The sequence below is a fragment of the Paraglaciecola sp. genome, from assembly GCF_039942875.1.
Taxonomy (GTDB): Bacteria; Pseudomonadota; Gammaproteobacteria; order Enterobacterales; family Alteromonadaceae; genus Paraglaciecola.
On sequence record NZ_JBDVBQ010000010.1, the window covers coordinates 32,554 to 56,454 of the forward strand.

Sequence of the window (23,901 nt, forward strand, 5' to 3'; positions counted from 1 at the left end):
ACACTCACGGCTTACACGCGGGCACTTACATATATACATATGTTATACCAAGCTTCATTTAGTCTTGCAGTAGAAACCTAAAAATATCTGGTAAGAATCGCTGAAAATTTTGAAAACTATGATCGCCACCTTCCTCAATTGTCATTTTACAGCCTTGGTATTTCGATTCTGCTTGGCGATAATCTAATGTTTCATCTTTGGTTTGCAGCAATACCCAATAATTTTCTTTAGTGTGTACATTTTCACAATCTAATGCGACCAACTCTTCAATGTGTTTCTTCTTAAGTAAAAACTGCTCGCCAGAATTGGGATTTACATGCTCACCTAAATAGCCCAGCAATAGTTCATATGGCCTTACCGCAGGGTTAACTAACACAGCTTTACCTGAATACTTCTCTCGCATATAGGTCGATAGATATCCACCAAGTGAGCTTCCAATAAAGCGTAGTTTTTTATCAGGATACTGCTTAATAATATCTTCTATTATCTTTGCCGCATCTTGCGGGTAGTTTGCTAACTGGGGCACCTCCATATGTAAATCAGGGTAATGCTTTTTTACAAAATCTAAAGTCTGTGTAGCTTTTAAAGATTGTGGTGAGCTTAAAAAACCATGTAAATATACGACTAAATAATCCACTTGTTAAACCTAATTAATGCGTTTAATTACGTGATTGAACTGAGCATTGTCATCTAATTCAATCACCCGAAACCCCGGCTTTAAGTCACTTACGCCAAAAGATTCTGTATTGGCCCATTGCCAGCAAGTTGACGGGCAGGCTAAATACAACACGCCATTTTGTAGCGTTTCTATATCACTATGGATATGTCCATATACAACTAGTTTCACGTTTGGGAAAGACTCCACTAACTGCGTAAAGTCCTGACGGTTCACCCATTCGTGTTTATCCATCCAACCATTGCAATCAATTGGATGGTGATGAACCGCTATAACATGATACGTGTCTGCATCGTTTTGCAATTGTTGTTGTAACTCATCGAGCTCTTTCTTGGAAATATTCCCTAACGTACCTTGAAACTGCGTATTGAGTAGATGGACTTTCCAATGAATATTACAAAACTCTAGAGGGGAATTCAGCCATAACATGCTTTCAGAAAAGACACTCAGTAAATGCTGAATTGAATCATGATTACCCGGTAATATTCGTAGTTCACACTCTAGGTTCGACGCGGCAAAAAGCTGTTCAAAGTGATGATAACTCGCTTCTGAGGCATCGCCGCTTAAGTCCCCGGTTACCAACAAGATATCAATTTTGCATGCACTGATTTCGAGCAGTATTGTTTGCAAGCTTTGATAGGGGTTTATGTGGTTATAACCGACTTTTTCTTTGTCTGCGAATAAATGGCAGTCTGAAATTTGGATGATGTTCACAGGTCAAAAACTATCGTGTAATAGCGTGTTTTTGATTATTTTGGCTCAAACAAAATTGTAACCATTCAGCTAAGAACAAATTAACCATTTCTTTTTCATTCTTTTGATACATTTTAATATTTGGATATTGATAGCTAGGTTTTAGAGAACCGATATTTTGAGCCTGTAATACTTCAGCCATTTGTGCATCATGATATAACCTAACTTGAACCACAGGTTGTAAAAATTCAAACCCAACATGGCTTTTCTGTGACATTTCAATGGTGCTGGTGTAACGACTACATTCAACAATTTTAATGGTATATTGCAATGCTTTACTTATTTCAAACTCGTATTCCAAATCTTCAGTATCACAATCAGGCAAGAGCCTTAAGAGCCGTCCATAGTTAAACTCACACACTTTATGCATGTTAGCTAATTTGGGAACATACTTTTTCTGTAACACATCACTCATTTGACCAAGCATCCAATATTTTTTGTTTATTCATCGCAAACCATTGTAAAACAATTATGGTGGCAGAATTGTCAATTTTTCCTTCTTCGAGCCATGCCATGGCATCAACAACTGACACTCTGTGCACTAATATATCTTCACTTTCATATTCTAAGCCATGTACTCCGCCCGCTTGGCTAGCGTCTACCTCTCCCACAAAAAGATGAAGGCGTTCTGTACAACCTCCGGGGCTAGGTAAATAATTCAAAGCCGGAGTTATTTTTTTTATGGTAACTCCGGCTTCTTCTAACGCTTCTCGGCGACATACATTCTCAGGAGTTTCATCAGGGTCAATAATCCCTGCAACCACCTCTAATAGCCAAGGGCTTTGAGGGTTAGACAAGGCACCAATTCGGAATTGTTCAATCATCACAAACTCTTCTAACATCGGGTCATAAAGCAATACAGCAACGGCGTTACCGCGCTCAAACACCTCTCGCTCAATGACCTTGCTCCATCCCCCCTCGTAAAGCTTGTGTTTAAAATCATATTTCACCATCTTAAAAAACCCCTCAAAAAGAGATTCTTTTTTAACAATTTCTACATCTTCTGTTGAAAATTGTAAGGTAGATAGTTTAGATTCTTGATTTATCTTTTTCACGACAGCGCCAATTCAGAAAGCTTAGGGAAATCGTACCATATAATAATTTAGAAGTTCATTTGCTAAATGAAGCAATCAATGCCTGCGCTAGCAAATAATATTCTGTTACACTTGAGCCTGTTGTGTTACTACAAAGTATTGTCACTTATCACTTGATTTGCTTAGACTTCTACCATATACAAATATTCGGCAGCTAGATCGGATTAGAAAACCACATAGGACCACTAATGAAAAAAACATTTTTGTCATTTCTAATAGGCATAAGTATTTCTACTTCTGCTCTAGCAGATGACCTATATCAAGTCTATCAAATGGCGATAGAAAAAGATCCAACCGTTAATAGAGCTCAAGCGGATAAAGACGAAGCTTTTGAAGGCATTTCTGTTAGTAGAGCCAGTTTGTTACCGCAAATATCTGGTGCAGTTGGTTATACAGATAGTACCTCTGAGTCTTTTAACTTCACTACCGATGCAAGCGGAGCTTCGGTTGTAGGAATAGTTGAAAGCGATTCTCAAACTTTAGGTATTGACTTGGACTTAACTCTTTCTTTATACAACCGTCAAAACTGGGTCGCTTTATCCCGAGCAGAGAAATTAGCACAAAGAAGTGACATCAACTTCGCTCTGGCCAAGCAAGACTTAATAGTAAGAACAACTAATGCTTACTTAGCAATATTAAGGGCAAAAGACAGCTTAACTTTTGTACAAGCTGAAAAGCGTGCAATCGAACGCCAGTTAGAGCAAACCAAGCAGCGTTTTAATGTGGGTTTAACAGCAATAACTGACGTACATGAAGCACAGGCAAATTTCGACAACACTGTTGCACAAGAAATTTTAGCAGAGAATGTTGTAGAGCTTCGTTTAGAAGAAATGCGAGAAATTACAGGCAAATATCTAAATACCGTGTCGGTATTAAATACTGAAAGCTTCAGCGCATCACGTCCAACACCCACAGGTGTAGATAACTGGCTGAAAATAGCAGAAGAGAAAAACCTCAATCTTATGGTTAGCAATATGACCAAAGAGATTGCTAATGATGATATCGCCTCAGCTAAAGCGGGACATTATCCAACACTTTCTTTAGGGGCTAACTATAGCCGTGATGATACAAAATTAAACGGTAGCAGTAATTTCCCTGTCAGAAATAGTAATTATATCGCTCTAAATCTTGACGTTCCTATCTATTCTGGTGGTTCAACCACGGCTTTAACAGCCCAAGCGCGTTATCGCTATGTAGCTGCAAGTGAAGATATGGAGCTAACTTATCGCTCTACTGTTCGCTCTGTACGCTCTGCCTATAATGATGTCATTGCATCAACATCAACCATTCGAGCCTTAGAGCAAGCGGTGGTTTCTGCTGACAGCGCTCTCAAAGCTACTGAAGCTGGTTTTGATGTAGGCACCAGAACAATAGTCGACGTATTAAATAGTACTCGAAACCTATTTGATGCACGTCGTAACCTTGCTAGTGCGCGCTATGATTTTATTAGTGCTATTTTGCAGTTAAAACGCGCAGCTGGAGAATTAAAAGAACAAGATTTAATCGATATTAACCGTGGCCTTACCGCTGAAAGTTAAATTTAAGTTACTTTAAAACAGGTTAAATTTAAACGAATGAAAAGGGCGTGATTGCGCCCTTTTCAATTGCTCAGAATAAGTGCATCTAAATATTTTGTAATTATCATTAAAACATTGACTGTAAAAACCAAAACACTATCCTAACGTCGCTCCCAATAAACAATTAAAGACCAATGAAAGCTTCCATCTTACAAGACAAATTTCTACGTATTCGCTCCAACAAATTATTCGAAATATTTGTTGTTACCGTGATTATTTTCTCCGCGCTACTGGTAGGTGCTAAAACTTACGAAATGTCTAGCACTATGCAAAAAATCACTTTGTTTTTAGATTGGTTTATTAGTGCGTTTTTTCTAACAGAAATAACCATTCGCTTTTTAGCAGAGCCCCGTAAAAGAAACTTCTTTAAAAGCTTTTGGAATATATTTGATACCTTAATTGTGATCGTAAGTATGATCCCAGCTGACGATGCCGAACTTGCAGTGATAGCACGTTTAGTCAGGGTATTTAGAGTATTACGAATGATATCTATCATTCCTGAGCTCAGGATACTGTTGGTTTCCTTGGTTAAAGCCCTGCCACAATTGGGTTATGTAATGTTATTGATGTTTATCATTTTTTATATTTACGCTGCAATAGGAAGCACTCTATTCGGAGCTATAAACCCAGAATTATGGGGTCATATTACAATTTCTCTGCTCACTCTATTTAGGGTTATGACCTTTGAAGATTGGACAGATGTAATGTACGAAACCATGGAGGTCTATCCGCTTAGTTGGTTGTTTTATCTAACCTTTATATTCTTCACAGCATTTGCATTCTTAAATATGGTGATAGGCATAGTGGTCGGCGTTATGGAACAAGAGAACGCCAAGGCAAGAGCTGAGAAAATGGAAGAAGAAGGAGAGCCAAGCCTTAAGGATATATCTAAACAAATACTGGCCCTGCAAACCCAAATAAAAGCACTACAAAATACTGATAAATCCTAACTGTATAGATTAGTTAAATCCTGAAATATGTCTGTAATACTAGCTTTTCTCAATTTTGAGAAAAGCTAGTGACTATTAGACGTTAAGTTTTAGATTGAATAGCCTCTAACTATTCAATACCGTACTCTGCAATTAAGGCTTGCACCCTATCCAGAGACTCTTGTAACTTCATTTCTCTTTGCTCAATCTTACGTTTAGCTAGAAATGCATCACCAGACACAAGTAAGGTTTCCACATAATTAAGATAGATTTCTTCATTTTCTAGGTCACCTGTTACTACCCGACTATATAACTCTAATGCTTCTTCATAATCATTTTCAGCTACGTAAATCTGTGCCAAAGTATCCAAGGTTTCTGCGTTATCAGGGTTTAACTCTGCTGCTTTTTCTGCAAACTGTTTAGCTATATCAAGTTCACCTTGTTGCAAGTATAAATACGCTAAATTATTGTTGGCAATATAATTATTGGGGTTTTGTTCTAATGCTTTTTTATAGGTCAACATAGCTGCACCTATATCTCCACCAATTTGGCGCTCAGCATATAACATTCTAGCAATAAGGTCGTTTGGCTTTTCCTCAAGGTGCGCTTCCAAAAACAACAAAGACTTGTCGGCTTGCTCCATTAAATCAAGAATATGAATAACCAATAATAAATTGCGACTGTTTTTGGTGGCATCATAAGCAATTTCAGCATTAGCTAATGCCGGTTCAAGTTCTTTACGACTTAACTGAAACCTAGCTAAAAAACCTTTAGACATTGGCTCTTCTAGCACCTCAGCTGGTAATTTATCGTAGGACTTCTGCGCCGCTTCAAAATCACTTTTCATAAGTAGAAAATGGGTATCAAGGATTTGCATCTGCACATCATCACGATTAACCAAAAAAGACTGTGTTAGCTTTGCACCTTCTGCAAACTTATTTTGACTATCTAGTAAAAATAGCTTCCCAATCACAGCATCTTTATCATTAGGGGCAAAGGCTAGCCACCGATCATAGTGTTGTGTGGCCCCTTGACGTTGATTATCTCGAATAAGACTCCGACCTAATGTAGCCCAATACTCTTTGGGTAGACTTTCTTGCGCCTCAAGCTCATCCAATAAAGTAATAACCTCTGCATACCTCTGCTCCACCAACCACACTCTTGCAAGTAATAACCTAAGACCAATATTGGTTTGGTTTTTATCAAAGGTGCTTTTGATTTTTTCGAGTCCTGCAGCTTGGTTTCCCTGCTGTTTAGATATCAAATAAAAGGTTGCTAATGCTGTTACATTGGTTGGATATTCTTGTAACACAGCATCTAACATATCTTTGGCTGGGTCTAAATTCCCTTGTAATAATTCTAAATTTATTAAGGCTAATTTAGGAATTGCACTTGCACCGCCACTTGATAACTCTTCTGCCTTAGAAAATTCAATTTTTGCTGCCTTAAAATCTTCCAATTTTACGTATACATTACCGGCTAGCAAATAGGGTCTAGCATCATCAACCGCTGTCTGTTTCCAGCTATTTGCTAAATCCAAGGCTTTGTCGTACTGCGCTGTAACAATATAGGCTTTTGCTAAGGTTAATTGAGCGCTATCAAGCTCTGGCGCTTTCGCCACCGCTTGCTCAAGGTTAACAATGCCATCTAAATTATCTAAGGATAATTGCAACAGCCCTAAACGTGTTAAATCTTCTGCCGTACGACTAATGCCTCCCGATTTTTTAATCAAGGCTTCTGCGTCTTTTTCGTATCCCCCTTTTATTAACTCGTAGCTCGCTTTAGAAAATAAAGGGGCGTCTTGTTCAGTAAGTTTATCTAACCTACTTAGCACACCACCTAAATCTGTGGTCAACCCAAGTTGTAATTGACTTGCTGCTAATAGCTTTAAACCAGGATGATTATTTGGAAGTGCACCCGCTATATACGATAGATGGCGATTAGCTCCAGTAAAGTCTTGTTCTTGATAAGCCGCATAACCCGCAATCAGCCTTAGTGATAGCTCATCAACGCCATTACTAATTGCAATTTCTGCATGTTTAAGTGCATCAGAATAGTTTTCTTTAGAGATAGAAATAGCGGCTTTCAATTGATTCAATAAGCCATGTTGTTTGTTGATTTTTAGCAAACTATCAACATAAGGCTCAGCAGCACTCATCTCCCCTAAATCCACCAACAACTTGGCCAAAACAAAAGTGGTTTGGCTATCTTCTGGGTAAAATTGTACATAATCTTTAAAAACGTCAGCCGCTTCTTTAGGCTGGTTCGATGCTAAATGTAATTGCGCTAAAAGTTTCAGCACTTCAGCGTTTTGAGGCGATTCATCTTTTAGTGCTGAAACAGCTATTAAGGCGTTTTCAAAATCTGAATCCAAAACTAAACTATAAGCGGCAGTTAAACCTTTATACACTGAGCCAGTATCTAAACTTCTGAGATCTTCTATAAGTAATTTAGCCTCAGTGACATTATCTAATCTAGCTAAAGACACTACTTTAAAGTAGCCGATCTCTGCTTTTTCTACTGAAGTTAAACCAGCTTGCTCATGCTCTATTTTACTTAGCGCAGAGTAAGCACCAGTACTCTGATAAGCTTGGGTAAGTAAAGGCAGTACCTTTGATGCTTCAAATCCGTATTCTAAAGCTCGGTTTAATTCTTTTTCAGCACTTTCATACTGCTTTTGGATAACATAGACTCGCCCTAGTTCATATCTAGCCGGAGCCGACTTTGGCGCAGTTTTAACGGCATTTTTTAAAGCCACAATGGCTGCTGCTGAATTATCTTCTTCAAGATACTGTTTAGCCTCTTGAATATACTCTTCGCTGCTTTGTTTGCCACAGCCTGCCATTATGCCCAAAACTAAAATAGCCGATACAAATCTTAGTTTTGGCCCAGTGAACCTTTCCATTTGTTGCTCCTTTTTATCTCTTATTTACAAATATAATGACACTTGTAATGATTTAATGGGATTCATACCCCTTAGCAGTTGAATATACTATCCCAACGGGTATCTAATTGTTTTTGTGCAGCATCGATTGGTAAAGCATGGTAATGGTGATTTTGTTTGACGACAATGCCAAAACGCAGCAACTTTGATAAAGCATCGCTGATTTCAAAGTCCACCTTCACTTTAAACTGAGACTCCAACCAAGCTTCGATTCTGGTGTCTAACTGTTTACTACTCATTGGTCCATCTACAGTCAGAAAATAGAAGGCTAAAATAGCTTCTTTGCACTCTTCTTCTTCAGCAGCATCAATCAGGTGATGAAACACACCTGCATTGTTATCTAAATTTTTAAAATATAAATTGTCTGCCAAAGCTTTCATAAACCGTAATTTACGGTTTTTAAACTTACTCCACTCTTTAAAAATAAAACCACCTAAGATACCCACTCCAGTGCCCAGTACGATTAACTGCTGGCTAGATATAGTCACCAACTTATCACTTAACCCTAACCAAAAGCTAAACAACCCAGCTAGCACCACAAGTGAAGCGCCTAACTTAGTCACCAAAACTACTGCACCACCAGCAACTGCTGATCCCCCAATAATAACTTTATCTATGGTTCTCATGCGCACTTCACTATTTGGAAACAACATTTCTAAATCGGCTTTAGGTACGTTTTGAAATAATTTTATAATGGTAGAGCCCGGCTCAAAATTATTAATAGCTTTGTTATGCTCCTTAAAATACTCTTTATCTTTGAATTTGATATAAACAGCGACTTTGTCGTAATTGGTAAAGGTTACTGTGTCTTTCTTAAGTCCCCACCACTTCTTAATAGTTTCGGTCTTTTGGTACTCACCTCTGCGATAAAAAACCATCTCTGAAAAATCATTAAATTCAACAGCTAGCCTAACTTTAAATAAAGACTCCTCTTCCAAGGCATCTCTTAAATCTTGCTCGGTAATTTTTTCAAAATTGGCAGCATTTAATACTTGGGTAAATGCTTTCGCAAAAACATTTTGTTTTGCTTTTAACTCGTCTTCACTAAAGACTTTTATGGAATGAGTATCTGAGTTTGGGTCAAATGGTGCATAACTGTCTTTTAAAACTTCTAAGTTTTGATGGAACTCAAAGTGCAAAGTACTAATGATTAACTGAGACAATAATTGAAACTGTTCTGAACTCTCATTTGGCAATTTATCCATTCCAATACAAGCTTGAATTACATCTACTTTTCTCAGAGGTATGAACCTGTCTTCCCTATTTTTTATCTGCATAACACCTCAAAATAACACACTACACTTTACCATTGTTAGCGGAACGCTCGCCATTTGTTAACCACTAACGCAGACCTAGTTACATCTAAATAACAATATTGACAATAAAGCCTCAAAGTGATTGCTTAAAAATTAAAAATGATAGAAATATTGCAATTAATCAACTCATTACATGGAGTATATGTCAGTAATCGAATATAATTTAGCCTTTGAAACCGTGCCGGCTTCGCCTTAGAAAATTGTTTTACCAATTTAGTAATTGTTTTACCGATTCATATAATGCTGTGCCTGCCTGTACCCTGGGAAAACTTGATGACAACCCCATCTGAAATTACATTTAGAGATTTAAACCTACCCGAAGAATTACTGCAAGCACTGGAAAAAGTCGGCTATGAAAAACCTACACCTATCCAAGCAGAAAGTATTCCAATTATATTAGACGGCAATGACCTTTTAGGTACTGCCCAAACTGGTACCGGTAAAACGGCAGCCTTTGCTTTACCCATGCTGGCAAATGTTGATGCAAACGATAAGAATACTCAGTTGTTGGTACTAGCACCAACACGTGAATTGGCTATTCAAGTAGCAGAAGCGTTCCAAGTTTATGCAAGCTTTTCTAAGAAAATTAACGTGCTACCTATTTATGGTGGTTCTTCTTATGACAACCAAATCCGTCAACTAAGACGTGGAGCCCAAGTTGTTGTTGGTACACCAGGGCGTGTCATTGACCATATTAAGAAAGGTACGCTTAAACTTGATAACTTAAAATTCTTAGTACTAGATGAAGCCGACGAAATGTTACGCATGGGCTTTATTGACGACGTAGAGTGGATTTTGAGCCATGCGCCAGAACAACGTCAAACTGCTTTATTCTCAGCGACTATGCCTGACGCAATTCGTAAAATAACTAAACGTTATTTAAACGATCCTAAGCAAGTAAAAATTGCAGCTAAAGCCGCAACAGCAAGCACTATTCGTCAACGCTATTGTCAAGTAGCGGGCCATCATAAAATGGAAGCCCTTACGCGTATAATGGAAGTTGAAAGTTTTGACGCAGCCATAATCTTTGTGCGTACTAAAACCGCAACTATGGAATTAGCTGAAAAGTTATCAGCTAGAGGCTATGCCGTTGAACCACTAAACGGTGATATTCCACAAAACTCTCGTGAAAGAACAGTTGACCGCTTGAAGAAAGGCAAAATCGACATCTTGGTTGCTACCGATGTCGTGGCCCGTGGATTAGATGTCGAACGTGTAAGTCACGTAATCAACTATGACGTACCTTACGATACCGAGTCTTATGTTCACCGTATTGGTCGTACTGGTCGTGCTGGCCGTCAAGGTGATGCAATATTATTTATCTCTCATCGTGAAAAGCGTATGTTATTTTCAATCGAGAGAGCAACTAAGCAGTCTATCGATGCTATGACTATCCCATCAATTTCACAGTTAAACGAAACTCGTTTATCTCGCTTCAAAAGCAGTGTAATTGAAGCTATGGGTGATTCATCTATTGAAACATTAATTCCAATTGTTGAATCAATACAAGAGCAAACAGAAGCGGCGCCAGAAGTAATTATGGCTGCATTAGCTAAAATCGCTCAAGGTGATGAGCCACTTATCCTTAAAGAAAGTGACCGTCCTGACTTAAATGCACGCCCACCAAGAAACGATCGCAATGACAGAAACGACCGCGGTGGCCGCAATGAACGTGGCGGCCGTGGCGGTGAGCGTCCACCAAGACGTGAACGCAAATCAGGTCCTCCGAGTGAAGGTATGCAACGTTACCGCATCGATGTTGGTCATACTCATGGTGTTAAGCCTGGCAACATAGTTGGTGCCATTGCAAACGAAGCTAACATTAGCAGTAAAAATATTGGTTCTATCGAAATTTATGATAATTTCAGCACAGTAGATTTACCTAAAAATATGCCTAAAAACACCCAAGACGTATTACAAAAAACCCGTGTAGCGGGCCGTAGTTTAGGTATGCGTGAATGGTCAGATCAACCACCAAAGAAACGTGGCAACCCAGCCAACCGTGATTAATCACAACACTTACTAAAAAAAAGGGGCTTATTAGCCCCTTTTTTTATTTCAGCACACTTATAAAAAACAAAAACTAATAACCTAATGGAATATTAATTCCAATTAAATTGGTTTGCTCTTGAAGGTATTCAAGGCAAACTAATCGGCAGAATGTCACGAGTGCTCAGATATGAAATATTTCCCCATCTTTTTAGATACCCAAGATTTAACCTGTTTGGTCGTAGGCGCTGGTGAAGTAGCCGCTCGTAAAATTGAGTTGTTACTTAAAACTTCAGCAAAAATTACAGTAGTTGCTCCATGGGTATGTGACACAGTGAAACGATATGCAACAGAGGGAAGAGTCCATTTAATCGAACGTATTTTTGAATCTGATGATCTTAACGACAAACAAATGGTATTTGTTGCTACTGACGATAGCCAAATAAACAAAGGCATTCATGATGAAGCTCGAGCCCTAAAAATTCTTGTTAACGTGGTAGATAACACCCCACTGTGTCAATTCATAACGCCATCTATCGTTGACCGCTCTCCTATTATCATCGCCATGAGTAGTGGCGGTGTAGCTCCGGTTTTATTGCGTTACATGCGGCAAAAGCTCGAATCATTAATTCCACAAAAAATTAGTTTGTTAGGCCAATTTTCAGAAAAGTTTCGAGAGTTAGTAAAACAAAAGCTAAAAACAGTTACTGAACGTCGTTATTTTTGGGAAGACGTACTAGATGGTGATATTGCCGAAAATGTCATGCAGGGTAATAACCAAATCGCAGAACAGAAATTTTTAGAAAAATTAAATAGTGATGACGCAAGCCAAACTCAAGGTGAAGTGTATTTAGTAGGAGCTGGGCCAGGAGACCCTGATTTACTGACATTTAGGGCTCTACGTTTAATGCAGAAAGCGGATGTTGTAGTTTACGACAGGCTGGTATCGCCTGAAGTATTAGAGCTAGTTAGGCGCGACGCAGAAAAAATTTATGTGGGTAAAGCCAAAAGCAAACATTCGGTACCTCAGGATGAAATTAATGAGCTATTAGCCAAACAAGCATTGGCTGGTAATCGAGTAGTTAGACTCAAAGGAGGCGACCCCTTTATATTCGGCCGAGGTGGTGAAGAACTCGAAACCTTAATAGAGCACGGTGTGAGCTTTCAGGTTGTACCTGGAATTACCGCTGCTAATGGAGCGGCTAGTTATGCCGGTATACCACTTACACATAGAGACCATGCTAAATCAGTCGTGTTTGCTACTGGCCACTTGCGAGACAACAGCATAAACCTAAATTGGCAAGGGTTAGCGCAACCGGATCAAACTATAGTATTTTATATGGGCTTAACGGGACTACCGATAATTTGTGAGCAACTAGTTAAACACGGAATGCCAGCTAACACGCCTATTGCTATGGTGCAATCTGCGACGACAGAACAACACAAAGTGGTTACAGGTACGTTCGAGACTATTCAAGAAATAGCAATCAAAGCGAATATACAACCACCCGCTTTAATTATTGTGGGCTCGGTCGTTAGTCTGCATGAGAAATTAAACTGGTTTACACCGTAAATTTCTATCTAACTTATCATTATCGGAGTTGCCACTAGACACTTTTAGGTAACTCCAAATGATAATAAAAGCCCCCCGGAAAAATATAAAAACAAGCCTCCTAAACGAGGCCATTCGCGACTAATTACTATGTGAAAACTCACTTTTTCTATTTTTTGGTTGGCAACCCCTTTGTAAACTTATGGGCTTTCGACTTTCGTTTGAGCCAAAAAAAGTACACCTTTAAACACATTTTAAGTTTTTGTAACTAAATAACTAGGTTAACCTAAGGGGGCAATGGACAAAGCCAATATTTTAATGAAACTAATTGAGACAACTCAGCTGCAAACACAAGCGAGTGCCGTTTCATTAAAAACTAGATTAAAAAGCAAGGGCGCTAAAACAGCCAGGTATAAGGGTAAAAACCTTATTGAATCTGCCAAGAGATCATAAACGTGAGCAAAAAGGCCCCAATGTGAGTATTCCAATTCCAGTAGTTAACCCTACTAAATCTATGACGCTCACTTATGTGGTGTCCTTATCGATTATCGCGCTGTTATCCATACTAGTGCACTTTATGCTAGATAAAATTATTCACCAACAAAAAGACTCAGCCACCATAGTCAATATAAGTGGCCAGCAGCGTATGCTTTCACAACGAGTCAGTTTATTTACAATGGAATATCTAGCTGCAAGCCACTTAGAAAGTAAGGAAGAAGCGCAAAAAGCACTGATTAAACTCAATAGTAACCACGACTTATTAACCACTCAATACCTGATTTCAGATGAAATACGGGACCTTTATTTTTCTCCACCACATAATATAGATGCCCAAGTAATTGAATTTACAAAACTCATTAACCAAGCTCTGGATATAGACCTAGGAACAGTTGAAGGCAAACTACCTGATGTAAGTTTACAATTTTTTGAAATGGCAAAAACGCCATTGTTAGAAAGTCTCGATTACCTAGTTCATAAATATGAAGACGAAAGTATCAAAAAAGTAAATAAATTAAGGCTAGCCCAACAAATCGTGTCATTTATTATATTACTGACCATTTTACTCGAAGCCCTTTTTATATTTAGGCCTATGGTTAATAAAGTTAAAACCTTCTCTGACAACCTACAAAGGGAAGCGAATTACGACCATTTAACTGGTTTACTCAATCGCCGTTCTTTTTCCATTTTAATAGATAAAGCACTGGCATTAAGTAAACGGCATCAATATGAGTTGGGAGTTTTAAGCTTCGATATAGATCATTTTAAATCAATCAACGACACCTATGGCCATGATGTGGGCGATAAAGTAATTCAACATGTAAGTAACATCCTAAAAAGTAACACTAGAGCTTCAGACTGCGCAGCTAGATTTGGTGGCGAAGAATTTGTAATTTTGTTACCACAAACAAAGCAAGAAGACTGTTTATTTCTGGCCAACAAGATACGAGAAATCATTGAAAATACCCCGTTAACACTAAATGGCCTAATCATTGAAGTTACAGCAAGTGCCGGTGTAAGCGGTTATAAGAAAGGTGATACCAACGCAGACGCTATCCTAAAACGAGCCGATGAGGGTATGTATCAAGCTAAAAACGCCGGCAGAAATCAGGTTTTTTATGGATAGTATTCAACGTCTCCACTTTGTCACCAAAAGCGATATAAGCTAAAAAAATTAATGCATATGTATACCCAAAACAAAAAATGGCAGTTCTGGATTGACCGCGGCGGTACATTTACTGATATTGTTGCCCGTAACCCAGCTGGCGAATTACAAACCCAAAAGTTTTTATCCGAGAACCCCGAGGCTTATGAAGACGCCGCTGTATTTGGCATTAAATCAATTTTAGAGGTACCCCAGTCAGATCCAGTACCTGACGGCCTCATCGACAAAATTAAAATGGGCACTACTGTTGCCACAAACGCTTTACTTGAACGCAAAGGTGAGCCTGTTTTATTGGCAATTACTAAAGGCTTTCAAGATGCCTTAGAGATTGGATACCAAGCTCGTCCTGATACTTTCGCTCTTAAAATTGTTAAGCCAGATATTCTCTATTCACAAGTTATTGAGATTGAAGAACGAATTATGGATAACGGTAAAATTGTCACTCCGTTAGATAGAAATGCAAGTCGCCAACTATTGTCGCAAGCATTCGAACAAGGCCTAAGAAGTATTGCCATCGTGTTAATGCATGGCTATCAATATCAGCAACACGAAAAACAGCTTATGGCGTTAGCTAAAGATATTGGTTTTACTCAAATTTCAGCCAGTCACGATGTCAGCCCATTACAAAAATTAGTATCCAGGGGAGAAACCACACTTGTTGACGCCTACCTTACACCTATTTTATTAGGTTACATTCGTGACATTAGTAAAGGACTAAACCAAATAACCCCCACTCCATTACTTTTTATGCAATCTTCTGGAGGTTTAACTTCAGCTGAATCATTTCGAGGTAGAGATGCCATTTTATCTGGGCCAGCAGGGGGAATAGTGGGCGCAGTTCACACTGCTCAACTAGCTGGGTTTAATAAAATAATTGGTTTTGATATGGGTGGCACATCAACAGATGTATCCCATTATGCTGGGGAATTTGAGAAAGCCTACGAAACAGAAGTCGCAGGAATACGCATGCGTGTTCCTATGTTACATATTCATACGGTAGCCGCTGGCGGTGGCTCAACCTTAACTTATCAAGATGGCCGTCTTCGAGTGGGTCCAGAATCCGCCGGAGCTAACCCTGGCCCAATTTGTTACCGTCGCCATGGTAAATTAGCGGTTACTGATATCAATGTTTGCCTAGGAAAAATCCAACCTGAATATTTTCCAAATATATTTGGTCCAGAGCAGAACCAAGCACTAGATAAACAAGCTTCTTTACTAGCCTTCTCTGAAATTGCCAAGGAAATTAATGATGGTCGTTGTGCCGAAGATGTAGCAGAAGGCTTTTTAGCTATTGCGATAGAACATATGGCTCAAGCCATTAAAAAAATATCGATAGCCAGAGGATATGACTTAACAGACTACGTACTCAATTGTTTTGGTGGCGCTGGCGGACAACACGCTTGCTTAGTGGCCGAAAAGTTATCCATGAAGAGCATCTTTTTACATAGCCAGTCTGGTATTTTATCTGCGTATGGAATGGGACTGGCTGATGTAAAAGTCGAACGCCAGTGCGTCGCGAACCAAGCCATACAAGCAGGTGATGCAATAGCCATAGAGCAAGCGGTGCAAACACTAAAGCAAAAGAACATCACACATCTAATAAAGCAAGGGTTAACTGAAGCACAAATCCACCATAAAACCTCAGCCTTAGTAAAATATGCCAATACTGACACCAGTTTAAATATTCAATTAAACACCTTTGATTTGATGGAACAGGAGTTTACTAAGCAACACCAAAGACAATTCGGGTTTAGTGCCAAAGATAAAACGATTGTTGTAGATACCCTAATTGTAGAATCGTTTGGAGGTGCCGAAAAACCCCAAGAAGCAATACAAACACTGGTAAAAAACAGTAAGCCTATAGTAAAAGGATGTAGCCAAATATATAGCCAAGGCCAATGGCTAGCCGCTAATATTTATGATATTGCAAACTTACATTACGGCCATATTATCCAAGGGCCAGCCATTATAATTGAAGCAACAGGTACCATAATTGTTGAAAATAACTGGCGTGCTGAGGTGAATGTAAATGGCCATCTAATATTACATTTTGACCCTCGCTCTACTACCAGCACACACCCAATTCCCGCTGACATCCATAGCAAACATAAGCACGCTGACCCTGTTACTTTAGAACTATTTAATAGCGCCTTTATGAGTATTGCCCAACAAATGGGAATTGTACTGCGCAATACCTCTCAATCAGTCAATGTAAAAGAGCGTTTAGATTTTTCGTGTGCCCTATTCGACCCATTAGGTAATCTCATCGCCAATGCGCCCCATGTCCCAGTACATTTAGGCTCTATGGATGCAAGCGTTAAGGTCATTATAGAAGGCACACAAAGTATCAATCCAGGTGATGTATTTGTACAAAACAATCCTTACAACGGGGGCTCTCATTTACCCGATGTAACGGTTATCACACCGGTATTTGATGCCCGGCAAGCCAAAGTTTTGTTTTATGTAGCCAGCCGCGCCCACCACGAAGATATCGGCGGACTAGCCCCGGGGTCAATGTCTTCTTTAGCAACGACCATTCACGAAGAAGGTATTCTGCTCGATAGCGTTAAATTAGTAGAAGGCGGAGAGTTTCAAACACAAAAACTGCATCAGATATTGTCATCCGGAAAGTATCCAGCCAGAAACATTCAACAGAATATGGCCGACTTGATGGCTCAAGCTGCTGCTAATAAAACGGGGGAAAATGAATTACTCAAATTAGTGGCTCAACACGGTTTAGATACAGTTCATGCTTATATGCAACATATTCAAGATAGTGCAGAAGCCTCTGTCAAAAGAGTCTTATCCACCCTTAAAGGTGGAGAGTTTAATTACCCATTAGACTCAGGCAGCACCATCAAGGTTAACATTAAGGTTGACCAATATAACTTAAAGGCAACCATAGATTTTACTGGTACTAGCAAACAACAAGCAGACAATTTAAATGCGCCCAAAGCCATTACCCAGGCTGCAGTAATGTATGTATTTAGATGTTTAGTTAATGATGATGTGCCCCTAAACGCAGGTTGTATGAAAGCACTAGATATAATTGTGCCAGATGGCTCGATACTCAACCCGGATTTTCCCGCTGCAGTGGTAGCAGGTAACGTAGAGACGAGCCAAGCTGTCACTAACGCTTTGTTTGCTGCGCTTGGGGCATTAGGTTCTAGCCAAGGTACTATGAATAACCTCACTTTTGGTAACCAAACCTATCAATATTACGAAACCATTTGTTCAGGTAGCCCAGCGGGCAATGGTTTTGATGGCGTAGCGGCCGTGCATACACATATGACTAACACTCGAATGACAGACCCTGAAGTATTAGAACAACGTTACCCAGTAATACTTGCAGAATTCAAAATAGATAGGCATTCAGGGGGACAAGGAAAATGGTCTGCCGGTGATGGTATCACTCGAACCATAACCTTTTTAGAAAATATGCAATGCTCGATTTTATCAGGGCACAGAATCACTGCTCCGTTTGGATTAAAGGGTGGCAAACCCGGTCGTGTCGGACGGAACTGGATCACTACCAGCCAAGGTAAACATAAAAAATTACAAGGCTGCGACCACGTATCAGTAGAAGCGGGAGACTCGGTTTCTATTCAATCGCCAACAGGCGGAGGCTTCGGCAAAAACTAATGGATATAAAGCTAAGTGCTTAAACGAATACGAAATATTGGCCCTGGGGCATTAATTGCAGCAGCCTTTATAGGACCAGGCACAGTCACAGCCTGCACCCTAGCAGGTGCTAATTTCGGATACACCTTATTATGGGCTTTGTTATTTGCGACCTTTGCGACCATCATTTTACAGGAGATGTCAGCTCGATTAGGTCTAGTCACCCAACAAGGTTTAGGTGAAATATTAGCGACTATTTTTAGGCAATCTAAATGGAAATGGCCGCTTTTTGGACTAATTATAGTGGCTTTATATTTAGGTAATGCAGCCTACGAAGCGGGTAATTTATCAGGAGCTGCACTTGGCTTAGGCGCACTAACTAACAATGCGCCTTACACCTATCACATTTCCGTAGGTGTCATCTCATTTTTAGCTGCAGCTTTATTTTTACTAGGATCTTATAAGCAAATCGAAAAAATACTGCTGATACTGGTCACGCTCATGGCTTTAGCATTTTTAGCGACATTTTTTGCAGTTAAAGCAGACATTAGTTCATTATTAAAAGGTCTGTTTACCCCGAGCATTCCAAAAGGCAGTTTACTCACAGTTATTGCGCTTATTGGTACGACTATCGTGCCATACAACTTGTTTTTGCATGCATCAGCAGTAAAAGCGAAATGGGCATCAATAGACGACTTACAGAATGCCAGAACAGATACCTCAATAGCGATTGGCCTAGGCGGGCTTATTACTATTTTAATTGCCTCCACGGCTGCGGCGAGCATTTTTGGGAGCGGTCTACAAATTTCTGGTGTGGGCGATATGGCAGTACAACTAGAGCCTTTGTTCGGCTCATTCTCTAAGTTTATGCTAGGAATCGGCCTATTTGCTGCTGGATTAAGCAGCTCAATTACAGCACCGTTAGCAACAGCTTATGCCATGACTGAAATTTTAGGCATAAAAGGAGGGGTTACTTCAAAAACGTTTAGATTTATTGTACTAAGTGTTATCTCAGTAGGCGCAATTTTGGCACTTACCGGTATAAAGCCCATTAGTATTATTTTAGCAGCACAATTTGCTAATGGTTTATTACTGCCGGTTATTGCCATATTTCTATTATATGCCATGAATCAAAAGGCAATTTTAAACCGTTACGTAAATAAATGGCTAGGTAACGCCTTAGGAGGGTTGATTATAATTATTACTGCGTGTTTGGGTGCGCGTATGATATTTAAAGCAACTGGGCTAATGTAAAGGCATATTTGACACCCAAGTCAGACTCTTACCGAAAATAAAAATGCTCTAGGCTTTATTTTTAAATTATTTAAACAATAAATCGTCTAATCTTCACACATTTTTACAAATCGAACTTACCTCAAATTCAATCCTAAGTTATTATAAGTTAATAATAAAAAGCAAAATGGTTGTTTTTAATGAGAAACAAATGGTTCAAAAGGATATTACCCATAATAGTAGTCATAATCGGTTACGGTGGTATGGGAGTCATCAGAGCTTCCGGTGACAATGACGAAGAAAAGGAGCCTGTTGATACACGCCCTACCGTTAAAATAGAAACAGCCATTGCTGAAGATTATCAAGTCAAGATCACTAGCTATGGTGAAGTCACCCCCCTTGAGAGTACAATGATTTCAGCTCAAGTTTCAGGTGAGGTCATAAGTTGGCATCCTAACTTTGTGCCAGGTGGCTTAGTATTAAGCGGCAGCGTTCTTTTCAGTATAGAAAAAGACACTTATGAGGCTGCATTATTACAAGCAGAATCTGATTTAACGCTCGCAGAAGCAAACCTAATAGAAGAACAAGCCCGTGCAGATGTTGCCAAACAAGAGGCAAAAGGAACCCAGGTTTCCGATCTATATTTAAGAAAGCCACAACTTTTAAGCGCCGAAGCATCCGTAAAATCTGCGAAAGCTCGACTTAAAATTGCCCAGCGAGACTTAGATAACTGCGAAATTAAAGCGCCATATGATGCCTTAGTCATCACGCGCACTTTAGGCAGTGGTCAATATGTCAATCAAGGGGCTCAAGTAGGAGAACTTTATAACATTGAAACTGCGGAAATATCTTTTCCAATCGCAGGTTTTGACCGAGAATTTTTACCCTCAAATTTAGCCCATAAAAAAGCATGGGTAAGTACCAAAGGGCATTCGAGTATTACTCGTGAAGGCTTACTTGATAGGGATTTAGGCATAATTGACCAACAAACTAGAATGAGCCAACTAGTGATTAGAGTAGAAGACCCATATAGCTTAAAATCATCTGAGCCTCCTTTAAAGTTTGGTAGTTATGTAGAAGTTAATTTTGCAGGTAAAACACTTAGCCAAGTATACAAATTACCTCAAAATTTAGTAAACAACCGTATCATTTGGGTGCTTGATGAAGAGCAGCAAATGCAACCTAAAAAAGTAGAAGTCGTTCGAGAAGAAGGCGAGTATTTACTTATTGGTCAAGGTTTGAAAAATAAAGACAAATTAGTGATGACGTTACCTGAATATCCGCAAAAGGGTATGAAAGTCAAAATTGCTGAGCCTAAAAAAGAACTCGCTGCACAGCAATCATTATAAGGGTTGAGTCATGTCTTCAAATCAACAAGATAATTCAGAAGTAACGCAAACACTGACAGAGCCAAAACAAACAGGCTTAATAGCCTACTTTGCTAATAATTCAGTGGCTGCAAATCTCATGATGGTTTTTATCATTGTCATGGGTCTATTTAGTTATTTCACCATTCAAAAACAAATGTTTCCAAACATTGAAATTAACTATATCAACATAAGTGCAGTATATCGTGGCGCCTCGCCCCAAGAAATAGAACAAAGTATTCTCATTAAAATTGAAGAAGCTATAAAAGATATTACTGAAATTAAAAAGGCCACATCTCGTGCACTCAGAGGCAATGGTCAAATAACATTAGAGATTCATAAAGATAAAGAGCTCACAGAAGTATTAGACAAGGTAAAAGCTAGGGTCGACAGCATAGCCACTTTTCCGGGAGAAATGGAGCCTCCCAATATATCCCAAATTGAATTTAAACAAGACGTAGTAGAAATGGCATTAGTAGGCGACATACCTATTAAAGAATTAAAACCAGTAGCCAAACAAATTGAAGACGAACTATTACAACTAAATAACGTATCTTTAGTGGAGCTAGAATCGCCAGACGACGAAATTGCAATAGAAATTAACCCCCAAACTTTACGCAAATACAACCTAACGATTGACAATGTTTCTCAAGCTATCAGAGGCTACTCGGCGAATATTTCAGCCGGCCAACTCCGGACTGACTCAGGCATCATAGCCGTTCGCGTTGAAAACCAACTATACGATGGTCATGAATTTAGAAGTATTCCAGTAAAAATTGGTGCTAATGGTGCAAAGGTATTACTTGAAGACGTAGCTGACATCAAAGACGGCTTTGTTGAAGGTGAGCGGTACTTTAAGTACTCAGGGCAAAATGGTATTTACTTATCAGTAAAAGCAACAAAAGATCAAAACACTGTTGCTGTAGCAAAGTCGGTCAAAGCATATATAGAAGAGCGAAATAAAACCTTACCTCAAGGGATTGAGATAAAAACACTGGTTGATTTTACATATTATTTGAATGCTCGCCTGGACATGATGCTCAAAAACCTACTTCAAGGCTCCATATTAGTGGCATTGATGCTAACAATATTTTTACGATTTAGGCTGGCATTTTGGGTCATGGTTGGCTTACCCATATGCTTTTTAGGTGCCATGATGATGATGCCCGTATTTGGTATTACCATTAATATAATGTCACTGTTTGCCTTTATCATGGTACTTGGGATAGTTGTTGATGACGCCATAGTCATAGGAGAAAGCGCTTACTCCGAAATAGAAAAAAAAGGCGGGGGAGTAGAAAGTGTAGTGCGCGGCGCGAAGCGTGTTGCAACACCCGCCACCTTTGGAGTACTAACAACAATCGCAATTTTTGCACCTTCCTTATTTTCATCCGGCCCAGAAAGTGCGTTTTTTATAAACATCTCTACAGTAGTTATTTTGTGCCTAATATTTAGTTTAATTGAATCTAAGTGGATCCTGCCGGCACATTTAGCCCACATGAAATTTACCCCCATAAAAGAGCACAGCTGGCGTGATAAATTTAACAAACGCTTTTTCGGATTTGTAAACGGACCATATCAAACATTTATAAGGCTGTGTATTCAATGGCGCTGGCTTGCATTTTCAATGTTCTTTGCAATATTGTTATTGACGATAGGGTTGATTCAAGGTGATTACGTTAGAGTCGTGCCCTCTCCTAAAGTCCCCCATGACTTTCCATCTATCAGCATTGAAATGAATGAGAACGTTTCGGATTTAACTACCATCGAGGCCTTACAAACCATAGAGTCAACACTGCTGGCAGTAGATTCTAATATCAAGGATGACTACGGCAGTCCTATGATTAGAGACATTATGGTATTTAATCAAGAGCGCACTAAAGGACGTATGATCATTGCACTGGTAGCTGAGGATGAACGCCATTTTAATGCGTTTGAATTAGCAAGAAGATGGCGTGAGGCGATGCCTGTCATCCCCGGGTTAAAATCAATCTCTATCCAAGACGATATTCTTGGTGGTGGCAACAACAACGGTGAATTCGGATACATGTTATTTGGTGCAGATATAGAAGTACTAAATGCTGCAGGTCTAGAGTTTATTGCAATGTTGCAACAGCAAAAGGGCCTATTCGACATTAGTTCTAGTATAGATCCTGCAACTAAAGAAATTCAAATTGATTTACTGCCAGTAGGCTATGACCTAGGTTTGAGTCTTGCGAGCGTAGCAACTCAGGTTGGAGCGAGCTTTTTTGGTGGTGAAGCCCAAAGAGTTATCAGAGGAGACGAAGAAGTCAGAGTAATGGTGCGTTATCCTTTGCTCACTAGAGAGCGATTCGCAGATCTAAAATATACAGTCATTACTACACCAAAAGGACGCGAAGTGATGTTAGGCGATGTCGCAACACTTAGCGAAACGTCCGGCATTAACTATATTCGCCGAGAAAGTGGTTACAGAACGGTTTATATATACGGCTCTATCGATGAAGAGCTAGTTGAACCAAATGAAGTAATAGCCGAAGTAGAAGAGCAACTATTACCACAGCTAAAGTCTAATTACCCCGGAGTTAAATCTGAATTAGGCGGTAGCATAGAAGAACAACAAGCCCAAGAAAGTCAGCAGATGACATTCTTCATTGCTGGTTTGCTAATGATTTATATACTGTTAGCAATCCCTTTAAAAAGTTATGGGCAGCCATTGATAATTATGTCTGTGATCCCCTTTAGCCTGACAGGTGCTGTATGGGGTCACTATTTCTTTGGGGTCGACTTAAGCCTTATGTCTCTATTTGGCATTATTGCAGCTTCGGGCGTTGTCATTAACGATAGCTTAGTTATGACAGACTTCGTCAACAAAAGGAGCAAACAAGGCTATGCCATAAAAGATGCGGTAACAGAAGCGGGTTGTGCACGGTTTCGAGCAATTACTCTCACCTCTATTACGACCTTCGCTGGTGTTTTACCTATAATGTTTGAGACCAGCTCACAGGCAAAATTTGTGGTACCTATGGCTATTTCCCTAGGTTTTGCAGTGTTATACGCAACAGCAGTTACCTTAGTATTAGTACCCTGTTTGTATATGATTTTGGTAGACATCAAAAATGGTTTCAGTTGGATAGGCCGCAAGCTTAGCGGTAAAGATAGAAAAATAGTAAAAGCTGAACAATCCGCTCCCCTTAATTCATAAACA

The 23,901-nt window shown here is 39.4% G+C and carries 15 protein-coding genes; 9 read left to right on the forward strand and 6 right to left on the reverse strand.

The window, feature by feature from the left end; translation table 11 throughout:
• Positions 1-58: 58 nt before the first annotated feature.
• From ABJE44_RS02985 to nudF, 4 genes are read right to left on the reverse strand one after another with little or no spacing between them, the layout of a single operon-like run.
• Positions 59-637, reverse strand: a complete 579-nt coding sequence (locus tag ABJE44_RS02985; protein ID WP_348109887.1) for a YqiA/YcfP family alpha/beta fold hydrolase — start codon at positions 635-637, stop codon at positions 59-61.
• A gap of 9 nt (positions 638-646) precedes the next feature.
• Positions 647-1,390, reverse strand: coding sequence for a metallophosphoesterase (locus ABJE44_RS02990; protein WP_348109888.1), 744 nt, complete (start codon positions 1,388-1,390; stop codon positions 647-649).
• A 10-nt stretch (positions 1,391-1,400) separates the two neighbouring features.
• Positions 1,401-1,844: a DUF1249 domain-containing protein gene (locus ABJE44_RS02995; RefSeq protein WP_133467988.1), complete on the reverse strand. Its 444-nt coding sequence runs from the start codon at positions 1,842-1,844 to the stop codon at positions 1,401-1,403.
• Positions 1,837-2,484, reverse strand: a complete 648-nt coding sequence (nudF, locus tag ABJE44_RS03000) for an ADP-ribose diphosphatase (RefSeq protein WP_348109889.1) — start codon at positions 2,482-2,484, stop codon at positions 1,837-1,839. The genes ABJE44_RS02995 and nudF overlap by 8 nt, the downstream gene beginning before the upstream one ends.
• Before the next feature lie 227 nt (positions 2,485-2,711).
• Between nudF and tolC the strand changes: the two genes are divergently transcribed.
• Positions 2,712-4,061 (forward strand): outer membrane channel protein TolC, encoded by a 1,350-nt coding sequence (gene tolC / locus ABJE44_RS03005; RefSeq protein WP_348109890.1) that lies wholly within the window; start codon positions 2,712-2,714, stop codon positions 4,059-4,061.
• Between the two features lie 173 nt (positions 4,062-4,234).
• Positions 4,235-5,050 (forward strand): ion transporter, encoded by an 816-nt coding sequence (locus ABJE44_RS03010; RefSeq protein ID WP_348109891.1) that lies wholly within the window; start codon positions 4,235-4,237, stop codon positions 5,048-5,050.
• A 109-nt stretch (positions 5,051-5,159) separates the two neighbouring features.
• On the opposite strand, the gene prsT is transcribed toward ABJE44_RS03010, so the two are convergent.
• Positions 5,160-7,934, reverse strand: coding sequence for an XrtA/PEP-CTERM system TPR-repeat protein PrsT (prsT, locus tag ABJE44_RS03015; protein ID WP_348109892.1), 2,775 nt, complete (start codon positions 7,932-7,934; stop codon positions 5,160-5,162).
• 71 nt (positions 7,935-8,005) lie between these two features.
• Positions 8,006-9,250 carry a TMEM143 family protein gene (locus ABJE44_RS03020; RefSeq protein WP_348109893.1) on the reverse strand — a complete coding sequence of 415 codons (1,245 nt, stop codon included), beginning with the start codon at positions 9,248-9,250 and terminating at the stop codon, positions 8,006-8,008.
• Positions 9,251-9,562: 312 nt separating this feature from the next.
• Here ABJE44_RS03020 and ABJE44_RS03025 point away from each other — a divergent pair, with 312 nt between their 5' ends.
• The 7 genes from ABJE44_RS03025 to ABJE44_RS03055 all read left to right on the forward strand — a co-directional run bounded on the left by ABJE44_RS03025 (position 9,563) and on the right by ABJE44_RS03055 (position 23,898).
• Entirely contained in the window at positions 9,563-11,299 is a 1,737-nt protein-coding gene (locus tag ABJE44_RS03025; protein WP_348109894.1) for a DEAD/DEAH box helicase, read from the forward strand.
• Between the two features lie 169 nt (positions 11,300-11,468).
• Positions 11,469-12,851: a siroheme synthase CysG gene (cysG, locus tag ABJE44_RS03030; RefSeq protein ID WP_348109895.1), complete on the forward strand. Its 1,383-nt coding sequence runs from the start codon at positions 11,469-11,471 to the stop codon at positions 12,849-12,851.
• A gap of 409 nt (positions 12,852-13,260) precedes the next feature.
• Positions 13,261-14,454 (forward strand): diguanylate cyclase, encoded by a 1,194-nt coding sequence (locus ABJE44_RS03035; protein ID WP_348109896.1) that lies wholly within the window; start codon positions 13,261-13,263, stop codon positions 14,452-14,454.
• A gap of 51 nt (positions 14,455-14,505) precedes the next feature.
• Positions 14,506-18,135, forward strand: a complete 3,630-nt coding sequence (locus tag ABJE44_RS03040) for a hydantoinase B/oxoprolinase family protein (protein WP_348109897.1) — start codon at positions 14,506-14,508, stop codon at positions 18,133-18,135.
• A gap of 15 nt (positions 18,136-18,150) precedes the next feature.
• The gene (locus ABJE44_RS03045) at positions 18,151-19,368 is read left to right on the forward strand and encodes an Nramp family divalent metal transporter (RefSeq protein WP_348109898.1); all 1,218 of its coding nucleotides are present in this window, start codon (positions 18,151-18,153) and stop codon (positions 19,366-19,368) included.
• 179 nt (positions 19,369-19,547) lie between these two features.
• Positions 19,548-20,696 (forward strand): efflux RND transporter periplasmic adaptor subunit, encoded by a 1,149-nt coding sequence (locus ABJE44_RS03050; protein ID WP_348109899.1) that lies wholly within the window; start codon positions 19,548-19,550, stop codon positions 20,694-20,696.
• Positions 20,697-20,706: 10 nt separating this feature from the next.
• On the forward strand, positions 20,707-23,898 hold the full coding sequence (locus ABJE44_RS03055) for an efflux RND transporter permease subunit (protein ID WP_348109900.1): 3,192 nt from the start codon (positions 20,707-20,709) through the stop codon (positions 23,896-23,898).
• Positions 23,899-23,901: the final 3 nt, after the last annotated feature.

Excerpts from the sequence above, each read along its gene's own strand:
- ABJE44_RS02995 (WP_133467988.1), bottom strand. The coding sequence starts at position 1,844 with ATGAGTGATGTGTTACAGAAAAAGTATGTTCCCAAATTAGCTAACATG.
- tolC (WP_348109890.1), top strand. The coding sequence starts at position 2,712 with ATGAAAAAAACATTTTTGTCATTTCTAATAGGCATAAGTATTTCTACT.
- ABJE44_RS03010 (WP_348109891.1), top strand. The coding sequence starts at position 4,235 with ATGAAAGCTTCCATCTTACAAGACAAATTTCTACGTATTCGCTCCAAC.
- prsT (WP_348109892.1), bottom strand. The coding sequence starts at position 7,934 with ATGGAAAGGTTCACTGGGCCAAAACTAAGATTTGTATCGGCTATTTTA.
- ABJE44_RS03020 (WP_348109893.1), bottom strand. The coding sequence starts at position 9,250 with ATGCAGATAAAAAATAGGGAAGACAGGTTCATACCTCTGAGAAAAGTA.
- ABJE44_RS03025 (WP_348109894.1), top strand. The coding sequence starts at position 9,563 with ATGACAACCCCATCTGAAATTACATTTAGAGATTTAAACCTACCCGAA.
- cysG (WP_348109895.1), top strand. The coding sequence starts at position 11,469 with ATGAAATATTTCCCCATCTTTTTAGATACCCAAGATTTAACCTGTTTG.
- ABJE44_RS03040 (WP_348109897.1), top strand. The coding sequence starts at position 14,506 with ATGCATATGTATACCCAAAACAAAAAATGGCAGTTCTGGATTGACCGC.
- ABJE44_RS03050 (WP_348109899.1), top strand. The coding sequence starts at position 19,548 with ATGAGAAACAAATGGTTCAAAAGGATATTACCCATAATAGTAGTCATA.
- ABJE44_RS03055 (WP_348109900.1), top strand. The coding sequence starts at position 20,707 with ATGTCTTCAAATCAACAAGATAATTCAGAAGTAACGCAAACACTGACA.